Here is a 17,975-nt window from a genome sequence, read left to right as displayed (position 1 = left end):
CTCCAGTTACTCCAGCATGGCGTCCAGCCCCGCCGCCAGTTCGGTGAGCGAGGGCATGGCACGCTCGGCCTTGTCGGGATCGCGCTTCACCAGCACCGGCATCCAGGCCGGATCCACGCCCAGCCTCTTGCCCACGGCCACCGGATAGGTGGCCAGTGCGGCTTCGTCATCCAGTGACAGCACGGTCACGCGTGCGGCCCACGCGCCCAGGTGTACCCAGGCAGCGGCGCGGTCGAGCCGGCCCGCTGCCAGCGGATCAGGCACCGAGCGCAGTGCCGTGACCAGCGCTTCAGGGAAATTCCAGATCGCCGCCAGTTCGGCCGAGACATCGGCGTAGTGAAAGCCCCAGGCCTGCTTTTCCCGTTCGGCGCGGTCGCCGTCGAGCACGTTGCATTGCTTGTCCAGCGGGGCGACTGTCGCGGCGGCCACCGCATGCAGTTGCAACTGGCCGATGCCATGCATCATGCCGACGGTGAAGACAGCGTCGCCATTGTCTTCGCCGTGGATGCCGGCGTGCATCGACAGCCAGCGCGCTGCCACGGCGGTGTAGAGGGTATGTCGCCAGAACTGCGGCAGCTCCATGCCGCGCGTGCTCTTGAAAGCCGCCACCATGCCATTGCCCAGCACCAGATTGCGCACCATGATGAAACCCAGCATGCGCAGCGCATCGTCGACCGTCCCGATGGTGCGCGAAGCGTGAAAGAACGCCGAGTTCGCCAGTCGCAGCAGTTTGGCGGTGAGCGTCGGGTCGGCCGCGATCTGGTGGGCGATATCCTGGGCCGAGACTTCCTCGCTGTTGAAGCTGGTCATCAGCTGCTGCACGACCTTGGGGATGGTCGGCAGCTTGCCGGGCTGGTCTACCAGGCTCTTGAGCTCCATGACAGTTCCTCCATGCAATGGTTTGTGTGGTTTTTGCAGGCAATTCCGGGAATTGCGGTTCCATTGTCGCAGAGTTCGGACGATTTGCTGACGATCCAGGTCAGTATGATGGAAGTCTCACTTGACCGGAGTGCACCCATGGCAAGCCGCAAGACGTCCGACCCGCATCCTCCCGAGCAGCCCGTCACGCCCGCCGGGGCGTGGGGAGATGTACCGAATTATGTGCAGGATTGCGTGCAGCGCAGTTTCCTTTTCCTCGATACCTTGCTCGACCGGGGCAATGACTACCTGGAGCATCTGGAGCAGGGCACGCCGCCGCTCCTCAAATTCGAGCACGAACTGGTGCTGGACGGTCACGACCTGCCGCAGCCCTGCAACTACGCCTTGCTGCGCCTGCAACCGCCGCCGGGCCTGCCGGTTGATCCACAGGCGCGACCGGTGGTGGTGGTCGATCCGCGCGCCGGACACGGCCCCGGTATTGGCGGCTTCAAGTTCGATTCGGAAGTGGGCATGGCGATGAAGGCCGGGCATACCGTGTATTTCGTCACTTTCCGGCCCGAGCCCGAGGAGGGCCAGACGCTGGTCACCGTGATGGATGCGGAGGCGCGCTTCCTCGAAGAAGTGATACGCCGCCATCCGCAATGCCCGGCCAAGCCGGTAGTGATCGGCAATTGCCAGGCCGGCTGGGCCATGATGACGCTCGATGCCGTGCGGCCCGAGCTGTTCGGGCCGCTGATGATGGTCGGTGCCCCGGCCTCCTACTGGGCCGGCAGCTCCACGCTCAATCCCATGCGCTACAGCGGTGCCAACCTCGGCGGGACCTGGCTGGCCTCGCTGGCCGCCGATCTCGGGGCCGACCGCTTCGATGGCGCCTATCTGGTCGAGAACTTCGAGAAGCTCAATCCGGCCAATACCTTCTGGAGCAAGTATTACAACCTCTGGGCCGGAGTCGATCAGGAGGCAGCGCGTTTCCTGGAATTCGAACGCTGGTGGGGCGGTTTCTTCCGAATGACCGGGGCAGAGATCGAGGCCATCACCGAGAATCTGTTCGTGGGCAACAAGCTGGCGCGCGGAGAGCTGGAGGTCAAGGGCAGGGTTGTCAATCTGCGCGACATCACGGCGCCCATCGTGGTCTTCGCCTCCTGGGGGGACAACATCACGCCGCCGCCGCAGGCGTTGAACTGGATCATCGATGTCTGGGGCGACGAGCGGGCCATCGCCGCCGCCGGCCGCACCATCATCTACGTGCTGCACGAGAGCGTGGGCCATCTGGGCATCTTCGTGGGCGGCTCGGTGGCGCTCAAGGAACACGACCAGCTGGTCAGCTCGCTGGACGTCATCGAGAGCCTGCCACCAGGGCTCTACGAAATGAAGCTGGAACGCAAGGACGGCCGCGCGACCCAGCGCTGGGATGCGCTGGAGCCGGGTGACTACACGGTGCACTACCAGCACCGCACCATGGAAGACCTGCGCAAGCTCAATCCCGAAGGCCGAGAGGAAGAGTCGCTGTTCTCGACCATCAGCCAGTGGTCGCAACTCAATGCGCAGTGGTACAAGACCTGGGTGCGTCCGTGGGTGCGCATGACGGCCACCCGCGACAGCGCCAATGCGCTGATGCGCATGAATCCCTTGCGCATGCAGCGGCAACTGTTCTCGGACAAGCACCCGGCCGCCGCCTTCATTCGCCAGCAAGCTGCTGCCGCGCGCACGCACCGGGTACAACTCGACCCCGACCATCCGCTGAAGCAATACGAACGCCGCATGGCGCAGAAGATCACCGACGAGCTCAATGCCTGGCGCGACCAGCGCGATGCCCGCACGGTACGGATGACGCGCCAGCTGTTCGGTCCGACCGGACTGGGTGCCTGGCTGCCGCCGCGCGAGCCGGATGCCGATCTGGCCCAGCGCTGGGCGCAGCAGGAGCTGGGAAGCTACCGTGATACGGTCATTGGCCAGATAGCCGACGGCGGTTTTGCCGAAGCGGTTTGCCGGATCGTCATCGCCGGCATGGTCTCCATCGGTGCGTTCGAACGGCGCAGCCTGCGTCTGGCCAGGCTGCTGGCGCAACTGCCGAACATGCATGCCAGCGTGTCGCCCCAGACCAACTGGGTGCAGTTGCTGAAGGAGCAGGCACGCATTACCGCGGTGGCCCCTGTGGAGGCGCTCAATGCACTCGGGCAGATGCTGCCTGATGCAGCCTCGCGCGAGCGCGCGCTGGCACTGGCAGCGGCGGTGATGATGATCGAACCGACGCTGGCCAATCCGCGCTCGGAAATCATCGAACTGCTGGTTGCAACGCTGGAGGTCGATCCCGATCGCGTGATCGCGCTGGCCCGCAAGCTGACCAAGGCCATCGGTGAAGACGATGATGCGCTGACCTTGCCGTCGTCTGATGAGGAACCGGCGCGACCGGCGCCAGCACCGCGCAAGCGGGCCGCACGCCCGCCTGCGTCCGTGGCCAAGCCGGCCAAGGTGAGTGCGCCGCCGAAGCCGGTCAGAAGCGCATCCTCGGCCAAGCCTGCCAGCGCCAAGACCAAGACCTCCGCCAAGACAGCGAAGTCTGCGCCCATCGCCAAAGCCACGGGGACCACCAAGACCACCAGGAGCGGCACACCGGCGCGCACGCGGTCCAAGCGCAGCTGAAACACTCAAGGCCAGGTTCACGTTGCCCTTTGCGGATGGCCTTCATGGTTTGCCGAAAGTCCCGGCGGGCAGGTTCCACATGGCCTGCTCGCTGGTGGACAAGGCCACCGCGCCACCCTCCAGTGCCGCACGCGCATCGTCTGCATTGCAGACGAAGCCCGACGCGACGATGGGCGGAAGCACGGCGCGGTCCGCCGGCTTGAGTTGCGTGAGCATCGGTGCCGGCATCAGTTGCACCAGGTTGGGTTCGCTCTGTTCGAGCGCCTTCAGGCTGCGCGGCCAGGTGGTGCGATCGGTCACGAATACCTTCTGCATGGTGATCATGCCGGCCCGGCTGGCCCGCAGCAGCGTGGCCACCCGCGTTGACACCAGCGACGGTACGCCCAGGGCGACCAGATAATCGATGGCGGCCTTGTCCTGCGCCAGTCCTTCACAGGTATCCACATTGAGCATCAGGAACTTGCCCGCATCCCGGATGCGGGTGCTGAGCGCCAGCAACTCACGCAACTCCACGTTGGCAACGATGCCGACTTCAGCGGCGCTGGCGAGAAAGGCTGGCAGGTGCTGGGTTCCATAGACCGCTGCCATGACCGGATGCCGCCTGAGCCTGGCTTGCAGGGAGCGGTCGTCAGGGGAGGCGGGCGGGGAGGCCGGCGCGGCGGCGGCGCGTGCCGGGGAACGAGGGGGAGAGGGAGAGCGCATGCAAGGTTCCAGAGTGAAAAAAGAGAAGCAAGAAAGAAAGGCGAATGGAAAACACGCGGCTAGCGTGTGTTTTCCTGGCGCACATGGTCCAGCTCGGCACATAGCCGTGCCTGCCACCGGGCACGGCGGCAGGCACGCTCGGCGAAGTCGATGCGTGGCTTGAAGACCGCCTGCAACCGGGTCCGGGCGCAGGCCTGGGGCAAGTCATCCCACAGCAGGCCATGGCTGCCGGCCAGGAAAGCGATGCCGCGCAGGCTGGCGTGCGCACTCTGGTGGGTGCGGCAGGTGGTTACGCCCGACAGGTCGGCTTGCAACTGCAGCAGCAGGTCGCTGCTGGCCAGCGTACCGCCGCTCATGATCCGCGAGACCGGTAGTCCGGCCGTGTCGGCGCTGGCACTGACGCACGCGGTCACCGATTGCGCGATTCCCTCCACCAGCGCATGTGCCACTTCGGCGCGGCCCGTGGCCAGCGACAGCCCCTGCAGGGCTGCTCGCGCTGCGGGTTGGCGTTGCGGTGACTGCATCCCGGCCAGCGCCGGCAGGAAGCTGACGCCGCCGGCCGAACTCACGCTGGCCGCCAGGGCCAGCAGCTGGCCGGCATCCGGAAACCAGCGCAGGCGCTGGCAGGCCCAGGTGAGTGCGGCTCCGGTGGAGGCGGTGTAGCTTTCGAGGGCGAAGTGGGAGACGCCGTTCTGACGCCTGGCGGTGACTACTACGCTGGCCTCGGCGGTGCTGTCGGCGGGGGCGAGTGCAACGCGCGGGCCGACCAGCACGTCGATGAAGCTGCCGGTGCCGTGCTGACACAGCGCCTGGCCGGGTTCCAGGCAACCCTGCCCGATGGCAGCGGCCAGCTGATCTCCGGCGCAGGCGCGAATCGGCAGGGCGGCGCCGAGAACGGCAGCGTCGCTGCGGCCGTAGTCGTCGGCATCCTGGCACAGCGTGGGCAGCAGCCCGGCGGGGAAGCCAAGCGCCTCCAGCCAGTCCAGCGCATAGGCATGCGCGTCCAGTACATAGGCGTTGCAGGCCGTGGCATTGGTCGCGCTGGTAGCCAGCAGGCGGCGGCCGCTCAGTTGCCACAGCAGCCAGGTGTCAATGCCGCCAAAGCCCAGCCGTCCTTGCGCCCAGGCACGCGCCACGCGCGGCTGATGGCGCAGCAGATGGGCCGCCCAGAGGTAGGGCGAGCGGCTGCCGACCGGTCGCCCCAGACGCGGTCGCAGCCGCTGATCCCAGTGCGGTGCCAGTGCCGCCAGTTCGGCCGCGTGCCGGCTGTCCTGCCAGGACAGTGCCGGTGCCAGCGGTTCTCCGCTCACGGTATCCCACACCACGGCGCTGGCGCGCTGGTTGCACAGACCGATGGCGCGCACCCGCAGTCCCTTCTGCCGCGCCTGCTGCAGGCTGGCGCGGCACGCGGCCAGGGTCTGCTGCCAGATCAGCGCCGCATCCTGTTCCACCACGCCGCTGCGTGCGTAGTGCGTGCGCAAGGGGCGTCGGTGCAGGCAGGAGACCAGGCCATCGGCCGTCACGATCGCCGCGCGTGTGCTGGAGCTGCCGGCGTCGATGGCGAGGATCCCGTCACGGCTGTTCATGGCGGCTTCTGTCGACAGGAACGGGCGCACTGCTGGCGGTGGCGTGGCCGCAGCGGTAGGGGCGGGAGTCAATCAAGGCGGCGACATCGTCGATGTCGCGCAAGGGGACTGCGGTGTGCACAGGGCTCTCCTGATGTTGACTGCAAGAGGCCTGCGCACTGCGCGCGTGAAGAGACCATCTTGCAGATGGTCTCTTGTGTGAATTATCTGCCGGGCAATTCTATGAGCCCGGCGACGGGCTTGTCAACGACCGCAAAGGATGGCGCAGCAGCCGGTGCCGCCTGTTTTCAGGGGCGTTCACCCCTTGCCAGCCGCGCCCGGACATGAGCCACGATCTGCGGCAGGTCGGCCACCGAATCGATCACGTAGTGCGCGCCGGCGGCGAGCAGGCGTGTTTCGGCGTGTGTCTTGAGGCGCTCGATTTCCTCGGTCGGCGAGGCGTCCAGTTCGGCTCGCGTGAGCCCCACTTCATTGCCCGAAAGGGAGAGGCCAACGCTCCACATGCCGGCGCGAATACCTTCCTCAATTCCCGGCACCGTATCGTCGACCTTGATGCAACAGGCCACGTCATCGATCTGCAGCGCCAGTACGTTGGCCAGTGCCATGTAGGGGCCCGGACGGCCACCGGCCTCCAGTTCGTCGCCGGCCACCACGTGGTCGGGGCGCAGGCCTTCCTCGGCCGCCATCGGCAGCAGCACATCCAACACCTGGCGCGGATAGCCGGAGCAGGAACCGATTTTGAGACCTTGGCCGCGCAGCCAGGCCAGCACCTGCGCCGCGCCCGCGATGGGCTGCGAATACTGGCCGACCTTGGCGATCTGCATCGGCATGAAGCGGGCATAGATGGCATCGACATCCGCATCGGTGGGCGCCCGGCCGTTCTGCTGCTGCCACTGCGCCGCGATGGCCGTATCGTCCAGCAGCACGCGGATATGCTGCCACTTGGACAGGCCCATGGGGCCGCGTGCCTGTTGCAGGGTGAGGTTGATGCCGAAGCTCTTGAAGGCATCGACGAAGATTTGCGTGGGCGCCAGCGAACCGAAGTCGACCAGTGTACCGGCCCAGTCGAAGATGACGCCTTGCAGGTTGCGCGGACGGGCGAGTGATGGGTGCATGGGTTTTTCCTTGAAAGTGAGTCAGCAGAAGTCAATGGATTGCGGCGATGAAGTTGCGTCCGCGCGGCCCGCACAGCGCTGCCTGCAGGGCCGCTTCCCAGCGGTCTTGCAGGCCATAGTGGGCCGGGTCGGTGGACACGCCCAGCGATTCGAGCAAGCCGGCCAGGCGCGCGACGGCCTGCTCGGTACTGGTGGCATCGAAGATCTGCAGCAACAGGGCGTCGACCGCGCTGTCGCGCCCCATCGCCAGGCGCAGGATGTGTGGCAGCGAGAAGGAACAGGCGATGCCGTGCGGGACACCGCGCTGCAGCGTGATGTCATAGGACAAGGAATGCGCCAGCGCAGTCCGGGTATTGGAAAAGGCCAGGCCGGCCTGGAGCGCAGCCAATGCCATCTGTTCGCGCAGGGCCAGGTCCTCAGGCTCGCGGATGAGTGCCGGCAGCGTGGCCACGATGGCGCGGGCGGCGCTGCTGGCCAGGGTCGAAGAGACCGGGTTGCGATGCACGTTCCAGATCGCCTCCAGCGCATGGGAGAGGGCATCCAGGCCGCTGGCCAGCGTTGCCGGGGCGGGCAGGCTCAGCATCAGGCTGGCATCGATGATGGCTGCCTGCGGCCAGGTCCAGGGGCGATGCAGTGAATACTTGCGCCCGCGCTGCGCATCCCACAGCGTGGCCCAGGGCGTGACTTCGCTGCCGGTGCCGGCCGTGGTGGGGATGGCAATGAGCGACTTCAGATGCGCCGGATCGGGTTCAAAGGGGGTGTCTTCGCGCAGATGCGCGAGCAGTTCGTCGAAGTGGCCCGACGGCGTGGGTGCCAGCATGGCCTTGGCACAATCGATGACGCTGCCGCCCCCGAGGGCGATCAGGCAGGGGACATCGGCGTGGCGCTGCCACAGGCGCTGGTACATGCCGGTCAGCCAGTTCACGTCAGGATTGGGCAGGACGCCGTTGTCGATGCCAACCAGTTGCGGGCCCAGCAGGTCGGCGACCTTCTGTTGCAGCCCCAGGGCAGCGGCCTCGGGAAAGGTGATCAGCAATGCGGGCCGGCCGGCCAGCAGCTGCGGCAATTGTGCGAGGCTGCCGACACCGGCATGGAGATCGACAGGATTATGAAAATGCCACATGGTTTTTTCTCTTCTTGCATCAAGATGGGGAGGGGCGAAGTCAATGGGCATGGCCGTCCTGGATCATGCGCCGCAGCCGGCTCGACAGGGCATCTGCCGCCACCACCATCAAGGTCACCACGACGATGCAGGTGGCCGTGTCCTGGTACTTGAACAGCTTGAGGCTGTTGACCAGTTCAAAGCCCAGTCCGCCGGCGCCGACCATGCCCAGCACAGTGGCCTGGCGCAGGTTGACTTCGAAACGGTAGAGCACGGTGGCGATCCAGGCCGTAGCCACCTGGGGCAGCACCCCGAAGACGATCACCTGCAGGGGCCGGGCTCCGGTGGCACGCAGGGCTTCCAACGGGCCCTGGTCGATTTCCTCGATGCTCTCGGCAAAGAACTTGCCGATCATGCCGACGCCGTGTACAGCCAGCGCCAGCACCCCGGGAAAGGGCCCCAGACCCACTGCCGAGACGAACACCAGCGCCAGGATCAGTTCATTGATGCTGCGCGTGACGTTGAGGCCCTGGCGTACCAGCGCATGCAGGGTGCGGTTGGCATTGAGATTGCGCGCGGCCAGCAAGGCCACCGGTACTGCGCCCAGCACACCCAGCAAGGTTCCCCAGAGGGCGATCTGCAAGGTTTCGACGGCCGGGGCCAGCAGTGACGGCAGCAAGCCCCAGTTGGGCGGGAAGGAGCGCGCCAGGAAGTCGCCGATCTGCGGCAGGCCATTGGCCAATTCGCTCCACGACAGTTGCGTGCCGGCAGCGCTCCAGGCCAGGATCCAAGCCGCCAGCAGCACAATCGCCATGAATCCCAGCCAGCCGCGCAGCGTCGCCGGACGCGGACCGGTCCACAGGTAGCCGCGCGGTCCTGAAGGGGGGGCGGCCGGAGAAGAAAAATTCATGTCAGTGCTCCTGTTGCTGCCTGCACGGCCGATGCCATCAGGGGCAATTCAGCCTCGTTCATTTCGGGCTTGCCGGCGTAGATGGCGTCGAGATGGTGTTCGTTGAGCGTTTCACCGGTGCCATCGAAGACCAGACGTCCTCCGGCCAGGCCGATGATGCGGTCGCCGAACTCGCGCGCGTAGTCCACCTGGTGCAGGTTGCAGAGCACGGTAATGCCCAGCTCCCGCGAGGCGGTGCGCAGGTAATGCAGCACCAGCCGCGCGGTCTTGGGATCCAGGCTGGCAATGGGTTCGTCGGCCAGGATCACCTGCGGCTGCTGGGCCAGGGCGCGGGCAATGCCGACCCGCTGGCGCTGGCCGCCGGAGAGCGCGTCGGTGCGTTGATGGGCCTTGTGTTCCAATTCCACCCGGCGCAGGCAGTCCAGGGCAAGGGCAATGTCCTGGGGCGAGAACAACTGCAGGATCGACGCCAGGGTGGGAGCCTGACCGAGGCGGCCGGTCAGGGTGTTCTTCAGCACCGACAGGCGCGGTACCACGTTGTGATGCTGGAAAATCATCGCCACCTGGCGCCGCAACTGGCGTACCTGAGCGGCGCGGGTGTCGGTGGCGTCGAAGCCGGCCACCCGGAGCTCTCCCGAGCTGGGCTGGACCAGCCCGTTCAGGCAGCGCAGCAGGGTCGATTTGCCCGCCCCGGACGGGCCCAGCACCACCAGGAACTGGCCGGCCGGCACGTCCAGGTCGATCCCGCGCAAGACGGCATGGCTGCCGTATTGCTTGGCGAGGCCGCGGATGTGGATCATTTCATGGCCTTCAGGTCCAGGTTCAGGATCTTGGCGGTCTCGCGCACCACGTCGTAAGCACCGTCGGTAGTGGGCACGAAACCGTTGAGGACGCCCTGGTCACCCCATTTCACGTCCTTGATGTTGGCGAAGGCGGCGGCGATCTTCTGCTTCAGGGCCGGGTCCAGATCCTTGCGCCAGACCATGGGCGACTCGGGAATGTCCGGCGAGGTCCACACCACGTTCAGTTCCGACTGCTGCACCACACCCTTGGCCACGGCCGCGGCCAGGATGCTGGCGTCGTGCGAGCCCGAGAAGATCACCCGCGAAAAATACTTGTTGGGATCGATGTTGAGTTTCTGCAGGCCGGCGCTGGGGAACAGGTGCCCGGAAGCCGACGAGGGATCAACAAACGCCATGGTGCGGCCCTTCAACTGTTCCAGACTCTGCAGCCCGCTCTCCTTGCGGGTGATGATGAGGCTCTTGTAGAAGCTGCGGCCGCTCTTCTTGGTCTCGGCCACGGCGAAGGCTTCCACGTTGGCCACCGAACTGGCCAGTACGTAGGAGAAGGGGCCGAGATAAGCCACATCCAGCTTGCGCGAGCGCAGTGCCTCGATGATGCCGTTGTAGTCGGTGGCGATGAAGGGCTTGACCGGCATGCCCAGTTGCTGCTGCAGGCTGTCGATGACGGCCTTGCTGTTTTCCAGCATGGCCTGCGAATCTTCGGCCGGGATCAGGCCGACAGTCAGTGGCGGTACTGCGGCTGCAGGCCCTGCCAGCAAGACAGAGGCGAGGGCGCCCAGGCACAGGGTGAAGAAGCTGCGTCGCTGCATGATTGCATCCTTGTTGAGGGCGTCCCGGGGACGGGACGCGATGAGCGGGGTGCCAAAGGACCGATGGTTCGGCCTTGGCGCTCGTCAGGAGCCGTTGCGGTTGATGCGGCGCCGACAGGACAGAAGCTTAAAGAGACATTGTGACGCCCCTGTTATCGATATAATCGTGAAAATCGAATAAATCTATTGATAGGATCTATAGATGACCCCTTCACAATTGCGCGCTTTCCTGGCCGTCGCACGCCATCGCGGTTTTTCGGCCGCTGCCCGGGCGCTGGGCGTGAGCCAGCCCACGCTGACCACCCAGGTGCAATCGCTGGAGCGTGAGCACAACGTGGAACTGTTCTTCCGGCGCGGGCGACGTGTCGATCTTTCTGAAACCGCCCAGCGCCTGCTGCCGATCGCCCAGAACATCGCCGAGCTGGAGCTCGATGCCCTGAACCTGCTGGTCAATTCGGGCGCGCTGCACGTGGGCCATCTGCGCATCGGCGCGGTCGGCCCTTTTCACGTGATCGAGATGGTCGATGCCTATCGCGCCCGTTATCCGCAGGTGGAGCTGTCGATCAAACTGGGCAACTCCGCGCAATCCCTGGCTGACCTGGAAAACTACGTGACCGACGTGGCGGTGCTGGCCAGTTTCACCGACGACGCGCGCTTTCATGCGCTGCCCTACGCCGACCATGCGGTGGTGCTGTTCGCCCACCGCAGTCATCCTTTTTACCAGCGCGAAGCGGTCTCACTGGCCGAGCTGGACCAGCAGCCCATGCTCATGCGCGAGCAGGGATCCACCACCCGCCTGGCGCTGGAAAAAGCCATGCAGCAGGCCGGTGCAAGCCCACGGATCGTGATGGAAATCGGCAGCCGTGAAGCCTTGCGCGAAGCAGTCGCGCGGGGGCTGGGCCTGGGGGCGGTTTCCGAGGCAGAATTCATTGCGGATGAACGTTTCCGCATGGTGCGCATTGCGGGCGATCCTGTCAGCACCCACACCTATGTCTATTGCCTGGCCGAACGCAGGGAAGGGCGGCTGGTCGGCTCCTTCATGAAGATCGCCCAGCGCAACGCTGGCAACTGAGGCAGCTGGCACTTTGGCTTATCATTACGGACTGTTCATTTCTGACCAGGAAGCCCTACCGTGATCAAGCATATCGTCATGTGGAAACTGAAGGACCATGCAGAAGGGGCCGACAAGGCCACCAACCTGCTCAAGATGAAGGCACTGCTGGACAGCTGTGCCAACGTGGTGCCCGGCATCCTGAAGTTCGAAGCCGTGCTGGCCCAGCCGGGCCTGGAAGCGACCTACGATGTAGTGCTCTATTCCGAATTTGCCTCGCGCGAAGCGCTGGACGCCTATCAGGAGCATCCGGACCACGTGGCCATCAAGCCCTTCATCGGTGCCGTGCGCGAAGCGCGCCAATGTATGGATTACGAAATTTGAGGCCGGCATGAGTCTGTCCGTTACTGACATCTTCCCGCAGGGGAATCCGTATCTGGAAGCACTGGGCGTGGAGGTGCTGGAATACGGCAATGACCGCGCCGTCATGGCACTGAAGCTCAAGCCCGAGTTCATGAACAGCTGGCATGTGGCCCAGGGTGGCATCAGCATGACCTTGCTGGACGTTGCCATGGGCCTGTCGGCCCGCGCCGGCGCTCCCGATGCCAAATCCTCCGCGACCGTCGAGATGAGCACCAGTTTCTTGCAGCCGGCCGGGCACGCCGGGGACACCATCATCGCGCGCGGCCACACTTATCACCGCTCCACCACCATGTGCTTCTGCCAGGCCGACCTGTTCAACGGCGATCGCCTGGTGGCCAAGGCCATGGGCACCTTCAAGCTGATTCGCCGCCTGGATATCTCGCGCAAGCTGGATCAGGAGTGAGCGGAGCACGCTGTTCTTTTTTTTTGCAGGAAGTCCACCATGAAAATCACCACCGGCAGCTGGGAGCAGCTGCGTGCGCAGGCCCAGCCGATTCGCTTCGAGGTCTTTGTCGATGAACAGAAGGTACCCGCCGAGATCGAGCTAGATGAGATGGACCCGCATTGCGTACACGCCGTGGCCTATGACGATGCGGGCCAGCCGCTGGCGACCGGCCGCTTGCTGCCGGACGGGCACATCGGCCGCATGGCCGTGCGCAAGGCCGGGCGCGGCCAAGGCGTGGGCGGCGCCGTATTGCAGGCCTTGATTGCTGCGGCTCGTGCACGTGGCGACGCCGAAGTCATCCTCAATGCCCAGGTGCATGCCGAGGGCTTCTATCAGCGCCATGGTTTCGCCCGCGAGGGTGAGCAATTCATGGAAGCCGGCATCCCCCACATCACCATGCGCGCGCGACTGCAAGGGGCGGCCGCTTGATCGTCCTGCTCAAGCTTGCGAGGCCGACGACGGCATCGCCGGACGGCTCTCGTCCAGTCTGAAGTAGCACAGCTGGGCGGTCAGTTCGCGCGCCCGTTCGGCCACCAGTTCCGCAGTGGTGGCCAGTTCCTCGGAGGCGGCCGCGTTGCGCTGGGTGGTGTCATTGAGCTGCATCACCGCCGAACCGATTTCTTGCACACCTTCCTCCTGCATGCGCGCAGACAGTGTGATCTTGTTGATCTGCTGTGAGGCTTCACGGATGCCGTTGAGTGTACCGGCGGCCAGGCGCTGGCTGGTGGCCTCGGCCAATTCCACGCTTTGCTGGGCAATCACGCTGATCTCCTGCGCGCTGCCCTGGCTGCGCTCGGCCAGCTTGCGGATTTCAGCCGCCACCACGGAGAATCCGCGTCCGTGTTCTCCCGCGCGCGCCGCCTCGATGGCGGCGTTCAAGGCCAGCAGATTGGTCTGGTAGGCGATGTCGTCGATCACCCCGACCTGGCGCGCGATGCCGCGCATGGCCGCCACCGTGCTCTGGACGGCCGCACCGCTCTGGTCGGCGTCGGCAGCAGCGTTCAGGGCGATCTGGTCGGTGCGGCGGGCATGTTCTCCGGTCTGCTGGATGGCCAGGCTGATGTTGCTGATGGCGCTGTGTACTTCTTCCACGGCGGCCGCCTGCTCGTTGGAAGCGCTCGCCAGGTCCTGGGCAGTGGCATTGAGCTGGCGGGCAGAGTCGCCCAGGGCCTGCGTCAGAAGCGTGACGCCGCGCAGGATGTCGGTGAGCCGTTCGCGCATGCCTTGCATCGCGTACAGCAGGCTGCTGCGGTCCCGGCGGCGCAGGGTGACCGCCACGCCCAGATTGCCTTCGGCGATCTGATGCACGATGTGGGCGGCGTAATCCGGCTCTCCACCGAGCTGGCGGCGCAGGCTGATCATGATCCACAGCGCAATGGACACGCCGATGGCCAGCGCCAGTCCGGCGATCTGCAGGTTGTGGGTGCGCAGTTGCCGATAGTCCTGCAACGCCGCCTCATAAGAGGTGCGCGTAAAACTTTCCTGCAACTGGCCCAGGGTGGCCAGCTGCGTCGCCAGGCCGGCCAGCTCGCTGGTCAGCGGGGTCCAGCGGCGGTTGGCCTGCAGCGGCTCGTTGCTGCGCAACAGGTCCAGCACCACGGCGCGCTCGGCGACGTAGCGCCGCCAGCTCTGCTCGAAGCGTTCCGCCTCGGTCTGTTCCTGAGGTTCCAGCCGCGTCGCCCGGTAAGCTTGCCAGCCTTGCTCAAAGGTCGCATCCAGCGCCGGGATGCGTTCCAGCAGGGGTTTGATGCGATCGCTGCTGGTGCCGTTGCTGTCGTCAATGGCCGGAGCGGGCAGGTTGGCGATCATCAGGGCACGGCCCATGACGTCGCGGTTCAGGTAGAGCGCGTCGCGCACCCGGGCGATGTGGATCAGCGCCATGGTGCGGTCTTCATAGACGTAGCGCAGCTTGTCGTTGCTGGACGCCATGCCCTGTATGTCGCGCCAGGCCAGCAGGACTACGCTGCCGCACAGTACCGCCACCAGGATCGCCAGGCGGGCGGTGACCGTCAGTTTTCGTTGCACGATGTTTTCCTTGTAAGTGCCGACTGCATCCGGAGAAAGAATGAACCGTTCAGTCCGGCACAGAATATAGCGAATTTTGTTGCTATGCAGAATGAAGAATAAAGCAGTTTGCGTGCCTCTTTAGTGACGCTATGTGGTTTCCCACAATACCCGCCCGGAAATGACTGCGAGATACTTGCGGCCGAACCGGGGAGGGGGAGTTCTCCCGGACAAACAATAAGTACCCGCCAGAACGGACGACGATCCGACAACGGCAGGCGGCAGGTCTCCACGGACCCGCCGGTCATCCATGTTTCAAGGAGAAAGCACTATGTCGGCGCAAAAACCGCCCCTTTACAAATCCCTGTATTTCCAGGTCCTGTGTGCCATCGTGATCGGTATCGCGCTGGGTCACTTCTATCCGTCTACCGGTGAAGCCATGAAGCCGCTGGGCGATGGCTTCGTCAAGCTGATCAAGATGATCATCGCGCCGGTCATCTTCTGTACCGTCGTCATCGGCATCGCCGGCATGGAAGACATGAAGAAGGTCGGCAAAACCGGCGGCCTGGCCCTGCTGTATTTCGAAATCGTCAGCACCGTGGCACTGATCATCGGCCTGTTGCTGGTGAACTTCCTGCAACCGGGCGTGGGCATGAACGTCGATCCGGCTTCGCTGGATACCAAGAGCATCGCCGCCTACACCGCCCCGGGCAAGATGGGTTCGGTGACCGACTTCGTGCTGGGCATCATCCCCACCAGCATGGTGGACGCCTTTGCCAAGGGTGACGTGCTGCAGGTGTTGCTGGTGGCAGTGCTGTTCGGCTTCGCGCTGCACAAGTTCGGCGGCCGCGGCACGCTGGTGTTCGATTTCATCGAAAAGATCTCGCACGTGCTGTTCTCGGTGGTGGGCGCGATCATGAAGGTGGCCCCGATCGGTGCCTTCGGCGCGATGTCCTTCACCATCGGCAAGTACGGCGTCGGTTCGCTGTTCTCGCTGGCCAAGCTGATGGGTACCTTCTACCTGACCTGCCTGCTGTTCATCTTCGTGGTGCTGGGCATCATCACCCGCCTGCACGGCTTCTCGATCTGGAAGTTCGTCAAGTACATCAAGGAAGAACTGCTGATCGTGCTGGGCACCTCGTCCTCGGAATCGGTGCTGCCGCGCATGCTGGCCAAGATGGAAAACGCCGGTGCCAAGAAGACCGTGGTCGGCCTGGTGATCCCGACGGGTTACTCCTTCAACCTGGACGGTACCGCGATCTACCTGACCATGGCCGCCGTGTTCATCGCCCAGGCGACCAACACCCCCATGACCTTCGTGCAGGAACTGACGCTTCTGGGCGTGCTGCTGCTGACCTCCAAGGGGGCAGCCGGCATCACGGGTTCGGGCTTCATCGTGCTGGCGGCGACGCTGTCGGCCGTGGGCCACGTGCCGGTGGCCGGTCTGGCGCTGATCCTGGGTATCGACCGCTTCATGTCGGAAGCTCGCGCACTGACCAACACCATCGGCAACGGCGTGGCCACCCTGGTGGTCGCCAAGTGGAGCGGTGAACTGGACAGCGAACGCCTGACCAAGGTCTTGAACAACGAGACCGTGGAAGACGCGCAAGCCCCTGAAGCCGTCCTGGATCGTACCGAAGCCAAGATGCATCACTAAGCAGGGAGGCGGGAAGCATTCCCGCACCCATTGCCTCGTCGGCCCCATCTTCGCGTCTTAGTTGGCGTGGCGATGGGGCCGATGTTTTATGGCCGCACCGCCTGCATCACGAAATCCACAAACGCCCGCACCCGCGCCGACAGATGGCGATTGTGCGGATACAGGATGGAGAAACGCCGGGTGCGATGCCCGGCCGACTGCAGCACTTCCACCAGCTCGCCCCGTTGCACGGCGGCTTGCGCGATGAAGTGATAGATCTGGAACAGGCCCCCGCCGGCAATGGCCCAGTTGACGCAGCCCAGTACGTCGTCATGGATGCGCTGCCGGCTCCGGAAATGAAAATCCATGTCGCGCCCTTGTCCGTCCTTGAAGATCCACGGCATCGCGCGTCCGGTACTGGGCAGGATGAACTGGATGCAGTCGTGTTGTTTCAGCGCTTCCACGCTGTCGGGCGTGCCGCGCCGGGCCAGATAGGAGGGGGACGCAAAGACGCCCAGCGTGGCATCCTCCAGCGTGTGCGCGATCAGCCTTGAATCCTGCGGCACGCCCAGGCGGATGGCCAGGTCATAGCCCTCTTCGACGAAATCGATGACGCGGTTCGCAATGCTCAATTCCACCTCGATCTGCGGAAACGCCGCCTGGAAACGCGGCAGCAACGGCAGCAGCCGATAGTGCGCATAAGGCGTGCCGACGCTGATGCGCAGCGGGCCGCTGGGCACTTTCTGCTGGCCGGTGAGGATGCGTTCGGCCTCGGCGATCTGTTCCAGCGCCTGGCGGCACTGCTCGTGATACAGCTCGCCCTCGCGGGTCAGCCGGATCTGGCGCGTGGTCCGGGCGAACAGCCGTACGCCCAGACGAGCTTCCAGCCGGCTGATGGAACGGCTCACCGAGGCCGGCGTCAGGCCCAGCGCCTCGGCGGCGGCCGTGAAGCTGCCCAGTTCGGCGGCTTTGCAGAACAGTTCGATGCTGCCTAACTGGACGGGATCGAAGTTGCGCATTTGTTCAATGGTGTAATGAATGAATTGAGAGGGATGGAGTTTATCTTTGTTTTTGATGGGAATACAGTGATCGGCAGTCTGGCAATGCCGCTTTGCTGCAGATGCCGTCCCTCCCTCGTGAAGAAAGGAACACCATGAAGAAGCCCAACATCCTGATGATCGTCACCTCCAGCAGCCGCATGGGTGAAACCGACAAGCCCACCGGCCTGTGGGCCGAAGAGCTGGCGGCCCCGTACTACGCCCTGGTGGATGCCGGTGCCTCGGTCGTCATCGCCTCCACCGCCGGTGGCAAGGCCCCGATCGATCCGGGCAGCGTCAAGCCGCAAGGTCAGAACGATGCCATCGTCGAACGCATGCTGGCCGATGCGGAACTGCAGCAGCGCATCGCGGCCACGCGTGCGCTGGGCGAAATCGAAGTCGGCGCATTTGATGCGGTGTTCTTCCCCGGCGGCCATGGCACCATGTGGGACCTGCCTACCGATGCCAACGTCAAGAAGACCGTCGAGAGCGCCTATGCCGCCGGCAAGTTCATTGCTTCAGTCTGCCACGGTGCCGCTGGCCTGGTGTCGGCCGTGAAGGCCGATGGCAAGCCGATGGTAGCTGGCAAGCGTGTCAATTCCTTCACAGATGCCGAAGAGCGCGAAGTGGGACTGGCCGAGGTCGTGCCCTTCCTGCTGGAGAGCCGTCTGCGTGAACTGGGTGCCGTCTTTGAGGGGACCGACAACTGGCAGGTGTTTGCCATCCGTGACGGCCAGCTGATCACCGGCCAGAATCCGCAGTCTTCCGAGCGCGTGGCTGAAATGTTGTTGGAAGCGCTGGAACTGGGTGCCTGATTTTTCCTGTCGTCT

General features: G+C 64.8%; 18 protein-coding genes. 7 read left to right on the top strand and 11 right to left on the bottom strand.

All coding sequences use genetic code 11. The annotated features are described in order from the left end of the window. Positions 1 to 6: 6 nt before the first annotated feature. Entirely contained in the window at positions 7 to 879 is an 873-nt protein-coding gene (locus J2X56_RS04870) for an HDOD domain-containing protein (RefSeq protein ID WP_121041521.1), read from the bottom strand. Between the two features lie 138 nt (positions 880 to 1,017). Here J2X56_RS04870 and J2X56_RS04865 point away from each other — a divergent pair, with 138 nt between their 5' ends. After that, entirely contained in the window at positions 1,018 to 3,522 is a 2,505-nt protein-coding gene (locus J2X56_RS04865; protein ID WP_310158553.1) for a DUF3141 domain-containing protein, read from the top strand. A gap of 42 nt (positions 3,523 to 3,564) precedes the next feature. Here the strand turns inward: J2X56_RS04865 and J2X56_RS04860 are convergent, their stop codons facing one another. The 8 genes from J2X56_RS04860 to J2X56_RS04825 all read right to left on the bottom strand — a co-directional run bounded on the left by J2X56_RS04860 (position 3,565) and on the right by J2X56_RS04825 (position 10,549). Next, entirely contained in the window at positions 3,565 to 4,110 is a 546-nt protein-coding gene (locus J2X56_RS04860) for a glycerol-3-phosphate responsive antiterminator (protein ID WP_121041517.1), read from the bottom strand. A 173-nt stretch (positions 4,111 to 4,283) separates the two neighbouring features. Beyond that, the gene (locus J2X56_RS04855) at positions 4,284 to 5,810 is read right to left on the bottom strand and encodes an FGGY family carbohydrate kinase (RefSeq protein ID WP_121041516.1); all 1,527 of its coding nucleotides are present in this window, start codon (positions 5,808 to 5,810) and stop codon (positions 4,284 to 4,286) included. Beyond that, positions 5,797 to 5,931, bottom strand: a complete 135-nt coding sequence (locus J2X56_RS04850; protein WP_256497630.1) for a hypothetical protein — start codon at positions 5,929 to 5,931, stop codon at positions 5,797 to 5,799. The genes J2X56_RS04855 and J2X56_RS04850 overlap by 14 nt, the downstream gene beginning before the upstream one ends. 166 nt (positions 5,932 to 6,097) lie before the next feature. Then, entirely contained in the window at positions 6,098 to 6,925 is an 828-nt protein-coding gene (gene phnX / locus J2X56_RS04845) for a phosphonoacetaldehyde hydrolase (RefSeq protein ID WP_204726529.1), read from the bottom strand. A 31-nt stretch (positions 6,926 to 6,956) separates the two neighbouring features. Then, positions 6,957 to 8,048 carry an iron-containing alcohol dehydrogenase PsrA gene (psrA, locus tag J2X56_RS04840; protein ID WP_121041512.1) on the bottom strand — a complete coding sequence of 364 codons (1,092 nt, stop codon included), beginning with the start codon at positions 8,046 to 8,048 and terminating at the stop codon, positions 6,957 to 6,959. A gap of 40 nt (positions 8,049 to 8,088) precedes the next feature. Beyond that, on the bottom strand, positions 8,089 to 8,937 hold the full coding sequence (phnE, locus tag J2X56_RS04835) for a phosphonate ABC transporter, permease protein PhnE (RefSeq protein WP_121041510.1): 849 nt from the start codon (positions 8,935 to 8,937) through the stop codon (positions 8,089 to 8,091). Further along, positions 8,934 to 9,737 (bottom strand): phosphonate ABC transporter ATP-binding protein, encoded by an 804-nt coding sequence (gene phnC / locus J2X56_RS04830; RefSeq protein ID WP_121041508.1) that lies wholly within the window; start codon positions 9,735 to 9,737, stop codon positions 8,934 to 8,936. Before phnC ends, phnE begins: the two co-directional genes overlap by 4 nt. Next, entirely contained in the window at positions 9,734 to 10,549 is an 816-nt protein-coding gene (locus tag J2X56_RS04825; protein WP_310158545.1) for a phosphate/phosphite/phosphonate ABC transporter substrate-binding protein, read from the bottom strand. Before J2X56_RS04825 ends, phnC begins: the two co-directional genes overlap by 4 nt. Positions 10,550 to 10,751: 202 nt before the next feature. Between J2X56_RS04825 and J2X56_RS04820 the strand changes: the two genes are divergently transcribed. The 4 genes from J2X56_RS04820 to J2X56_RS04805 are packed head-to-tail and all read left to right on the top strand — an operon-like array spanning position 10,752 to position 12,897. After that, on the top strand, positions 10,752 to 11,621 hold the full coding sequence (locus J2X56_RS04820) for a LysR substrate-binding domain-containing protein (RefSeq protein ID WP_121041503.1): 870 nt from the start codon (positions 10,752 to 10,754) through the stop codon (positions 11,619 to 11,621). Between the two features lie 60 nt (positions 11,622 to 11,681). Then, a complete protein-coding gene (locus J2X56_RS04815; RefSeq protein ID WP_088753589.1) occupies positions 11,682 to 11,984 on the top strand; it encodes a Dabb family protein in 303 nt (100 codons plus the stop codon). A 7-nt stretch (positions 11,985 to 11,991) separates the two neighbouring features. After that, positions 11,992 to 12,426: a PaaI family thioesterase gene (locus tag J2X56_RS04810; RefSeq protein WP_121041501.1), complete on the top strand. Its 435-nt coding sequence runs from the start codon at positions 11,992 to 11,994 to the stop codon at positions 12,424 to 12,426. A gap of 39 nt (positions 12,427 to 12,465) precedes the next feature. Next, entirely contained in the window at positions 12,466 to 12,897 is a 432-nt protein-coding gene (locus tag J2X56_RS04805; protein WP_121041499.1) for a GNAT family N-acetyltransferase, read from the top strand. A 9-nt stretch (positions 12,898 to 12,906) separates the two neighbouring features. On the opposite strand, the gene J2X56_RS04800 is transcribed toward J2X56_RS04805, so the two are convergent. Then, entirely contained in the window at positions 12,907 to 14,493 is a 1,587-nt protein-coding gene (locus J2X56_RS04800) for a methyl-accepting chemotaxis protein (RefSeq protein WP_121041497.1), read from the bottom strand. A 310-nt stretch (positions 14,494 to 14,803) separates the two neighbouring features. On the opposite strand from J2X56_RS04800, the gene J2X56_RS04795 reads away from it, so the two are divergent. Then, positions 14,804 to 16,129 (top strand): dicarboxylate/amino acid:cation symporter, encoded by a 1,326-nt coding sequence (locus J2X56_RS04795; protein ID WP_121041495.1) that lies wholly within the window; start codon positions 14,804 to 14,806, stop codon positions 16,127 to 16,129. A gap of 86 nt (positions 16,130 to 16,215) precedes the next feature. Here the strand turns inward: J2X56_RS04795 and J2X56_RS04790 are convergent, their stop codons facing one another. Beyond that, positions 16,216 to 17,127 carry a LysR family transcriptional regulator gene (locus J2X56_RS04790; protein WP_199725067.1) on the bottom strand — a complete coding sequence of 304 codons (912 nt, stop codon included), beginning with the start codon at positions 17,125 to 17,127 and terminating at the stop codon, positions 16,216 to 16,218. 134 nt (positions 17,128 to 17,261) lie between these two features. Between J2X56_RS04790 and J2X56_RS04785 the strand changes: the two genes are divergently transcribed. Then, a complete protein-coding gene (locus tag J2X56_RS04785; RefSeq protein ID WP_310158535.1) occupies positions 17,262 to 17,960 on the top strand; it encodes a type 1 glutamine amidotransferase domain-containing protein in 699 nt (232 codons plus the stop codon). The last annotated feature ends 15 nt before the right edge of the window (positions 17,961 to 17,975 follow it).

Origin of the sequence: Herbaspirillum sp. 1173, assembly GCF_031455335.1 — a bacterium.
Classification (GTDB): Bacteria; Pseudomonadota; Gammaproteobacteria; order Burkholderiales; family Burkholderiaceae_D; genus Herbaspirillum; species Herbaspirillum huttiense.
Note: the sequence above shows the minus strand (reverse complement) of the source record. Positions and strands in the feature narration are given on the sequence as shown.

Bases quoted from the DNA above. Each gene is read 5' to 3' on its own strand.
- J2X56_RS04855 (WP_121041516.1), bottom strand. From the start codon at position 5,810: ATGAACAGCCGTGACGGGATCCTCGCCATCGACGCCGGCAGCTCCAGC.
- J2X56_RS04785 (WP_310158535.1), top strand. From the start codon at position 17,262: ATGAAGAAGCCCAACATCCTGATGATCGTCACCTCCAGCAGCCGCATG.
- phnC (WP_121041508.1), bottom strand. From the start codon at position 9,737: ATGATCCACATCCGCGGCCTCGCCAAGCAATACGGCAGCCATGCCGTC.
- J2X56_RS04790 (WP_199725067.1), bottom strand. From the start codon at position 17,127: ATGCGCAACTTCGATCCCGTCCAGTTAGGCAGCATCGAACTGTTCTGC.
- psrA (WP_121041512.1), bottom strand. From the start codon at position 8,048: ATGTGGCATTTTCATAATCCTGTCGATCTCCATGCCGGTGTCGGCAGC.
- J2X56_RS04865 (WP_310158553.1), top strand. From the start codon at position 1,018: ATGGCAAGCCGCAAGACGTCCGACCCGCATCCTCCCGAGCAGCCCGTC.
- phnE (WP_121041510.1), bottom strand. From the start codon at position 8,937: ATGAATTTTTCTTCTCCGGCCGCCCCCCCTTCAGGACCGCGCGGCTAC.
- J2X56_RS04870 (WP_121041521.1), bottom strand. From the start codon at position 879: ATGGAGCTCAAGAGCCTGGTAGACCAGCCCGGCAAGCTGCCGACCATC.
- J2X56_RS04860 (WP_121041517.1), bottom strand. From the start codon at position 4,110: ATGGCAGCGGTCTATGGAACCCAGCACCTGCCAGCCTTTCTCGCCAGC.
- phnX (WP_204726529.1), bottom strand. From the start codon at position 6,925: ATGCACCCATCACTCGCCCGTCCGCGCAACCTGCAAGGCGTCATCTTC.
- J2X56_RS04795 (WP_121041495.1), top strand. From the start codon at position 14,804: ATGTCGGCGCAAAAACCGCCCCTTTACAAATCCCTGTATTTCCAGGTC.
- J2X56_RS04810 (WP_121041501.1), top strand. From the start codon at position 11,992: ATGAGTCTGTCCGTTACTGACATCTTCCCGCAGGGGAATCCGTATCTG.
- J2X56_RS04820 (WP_121041503.1), top strand. From the start codon at position 10,752: ATGACCCCTTCACAATTGCGCGCTTTCCTGGCCGTCGCACGCCATCGC.
- J2X56_RS04805 (WP_121041499.1), top strand. From the start codon at position 12,466: ATGAAAATCACCACCGGCAGCTGGGAGCAGCTGCGTGCGCAGGCCCAG.
- J2X56_RS04825 (WP_310158545.1), bottom strand. From the start codon at position 10,549: ATGCAGCGACGCAGCTTCTTCACCCTGTGCCTGGGCGCCCTCGCCTCT.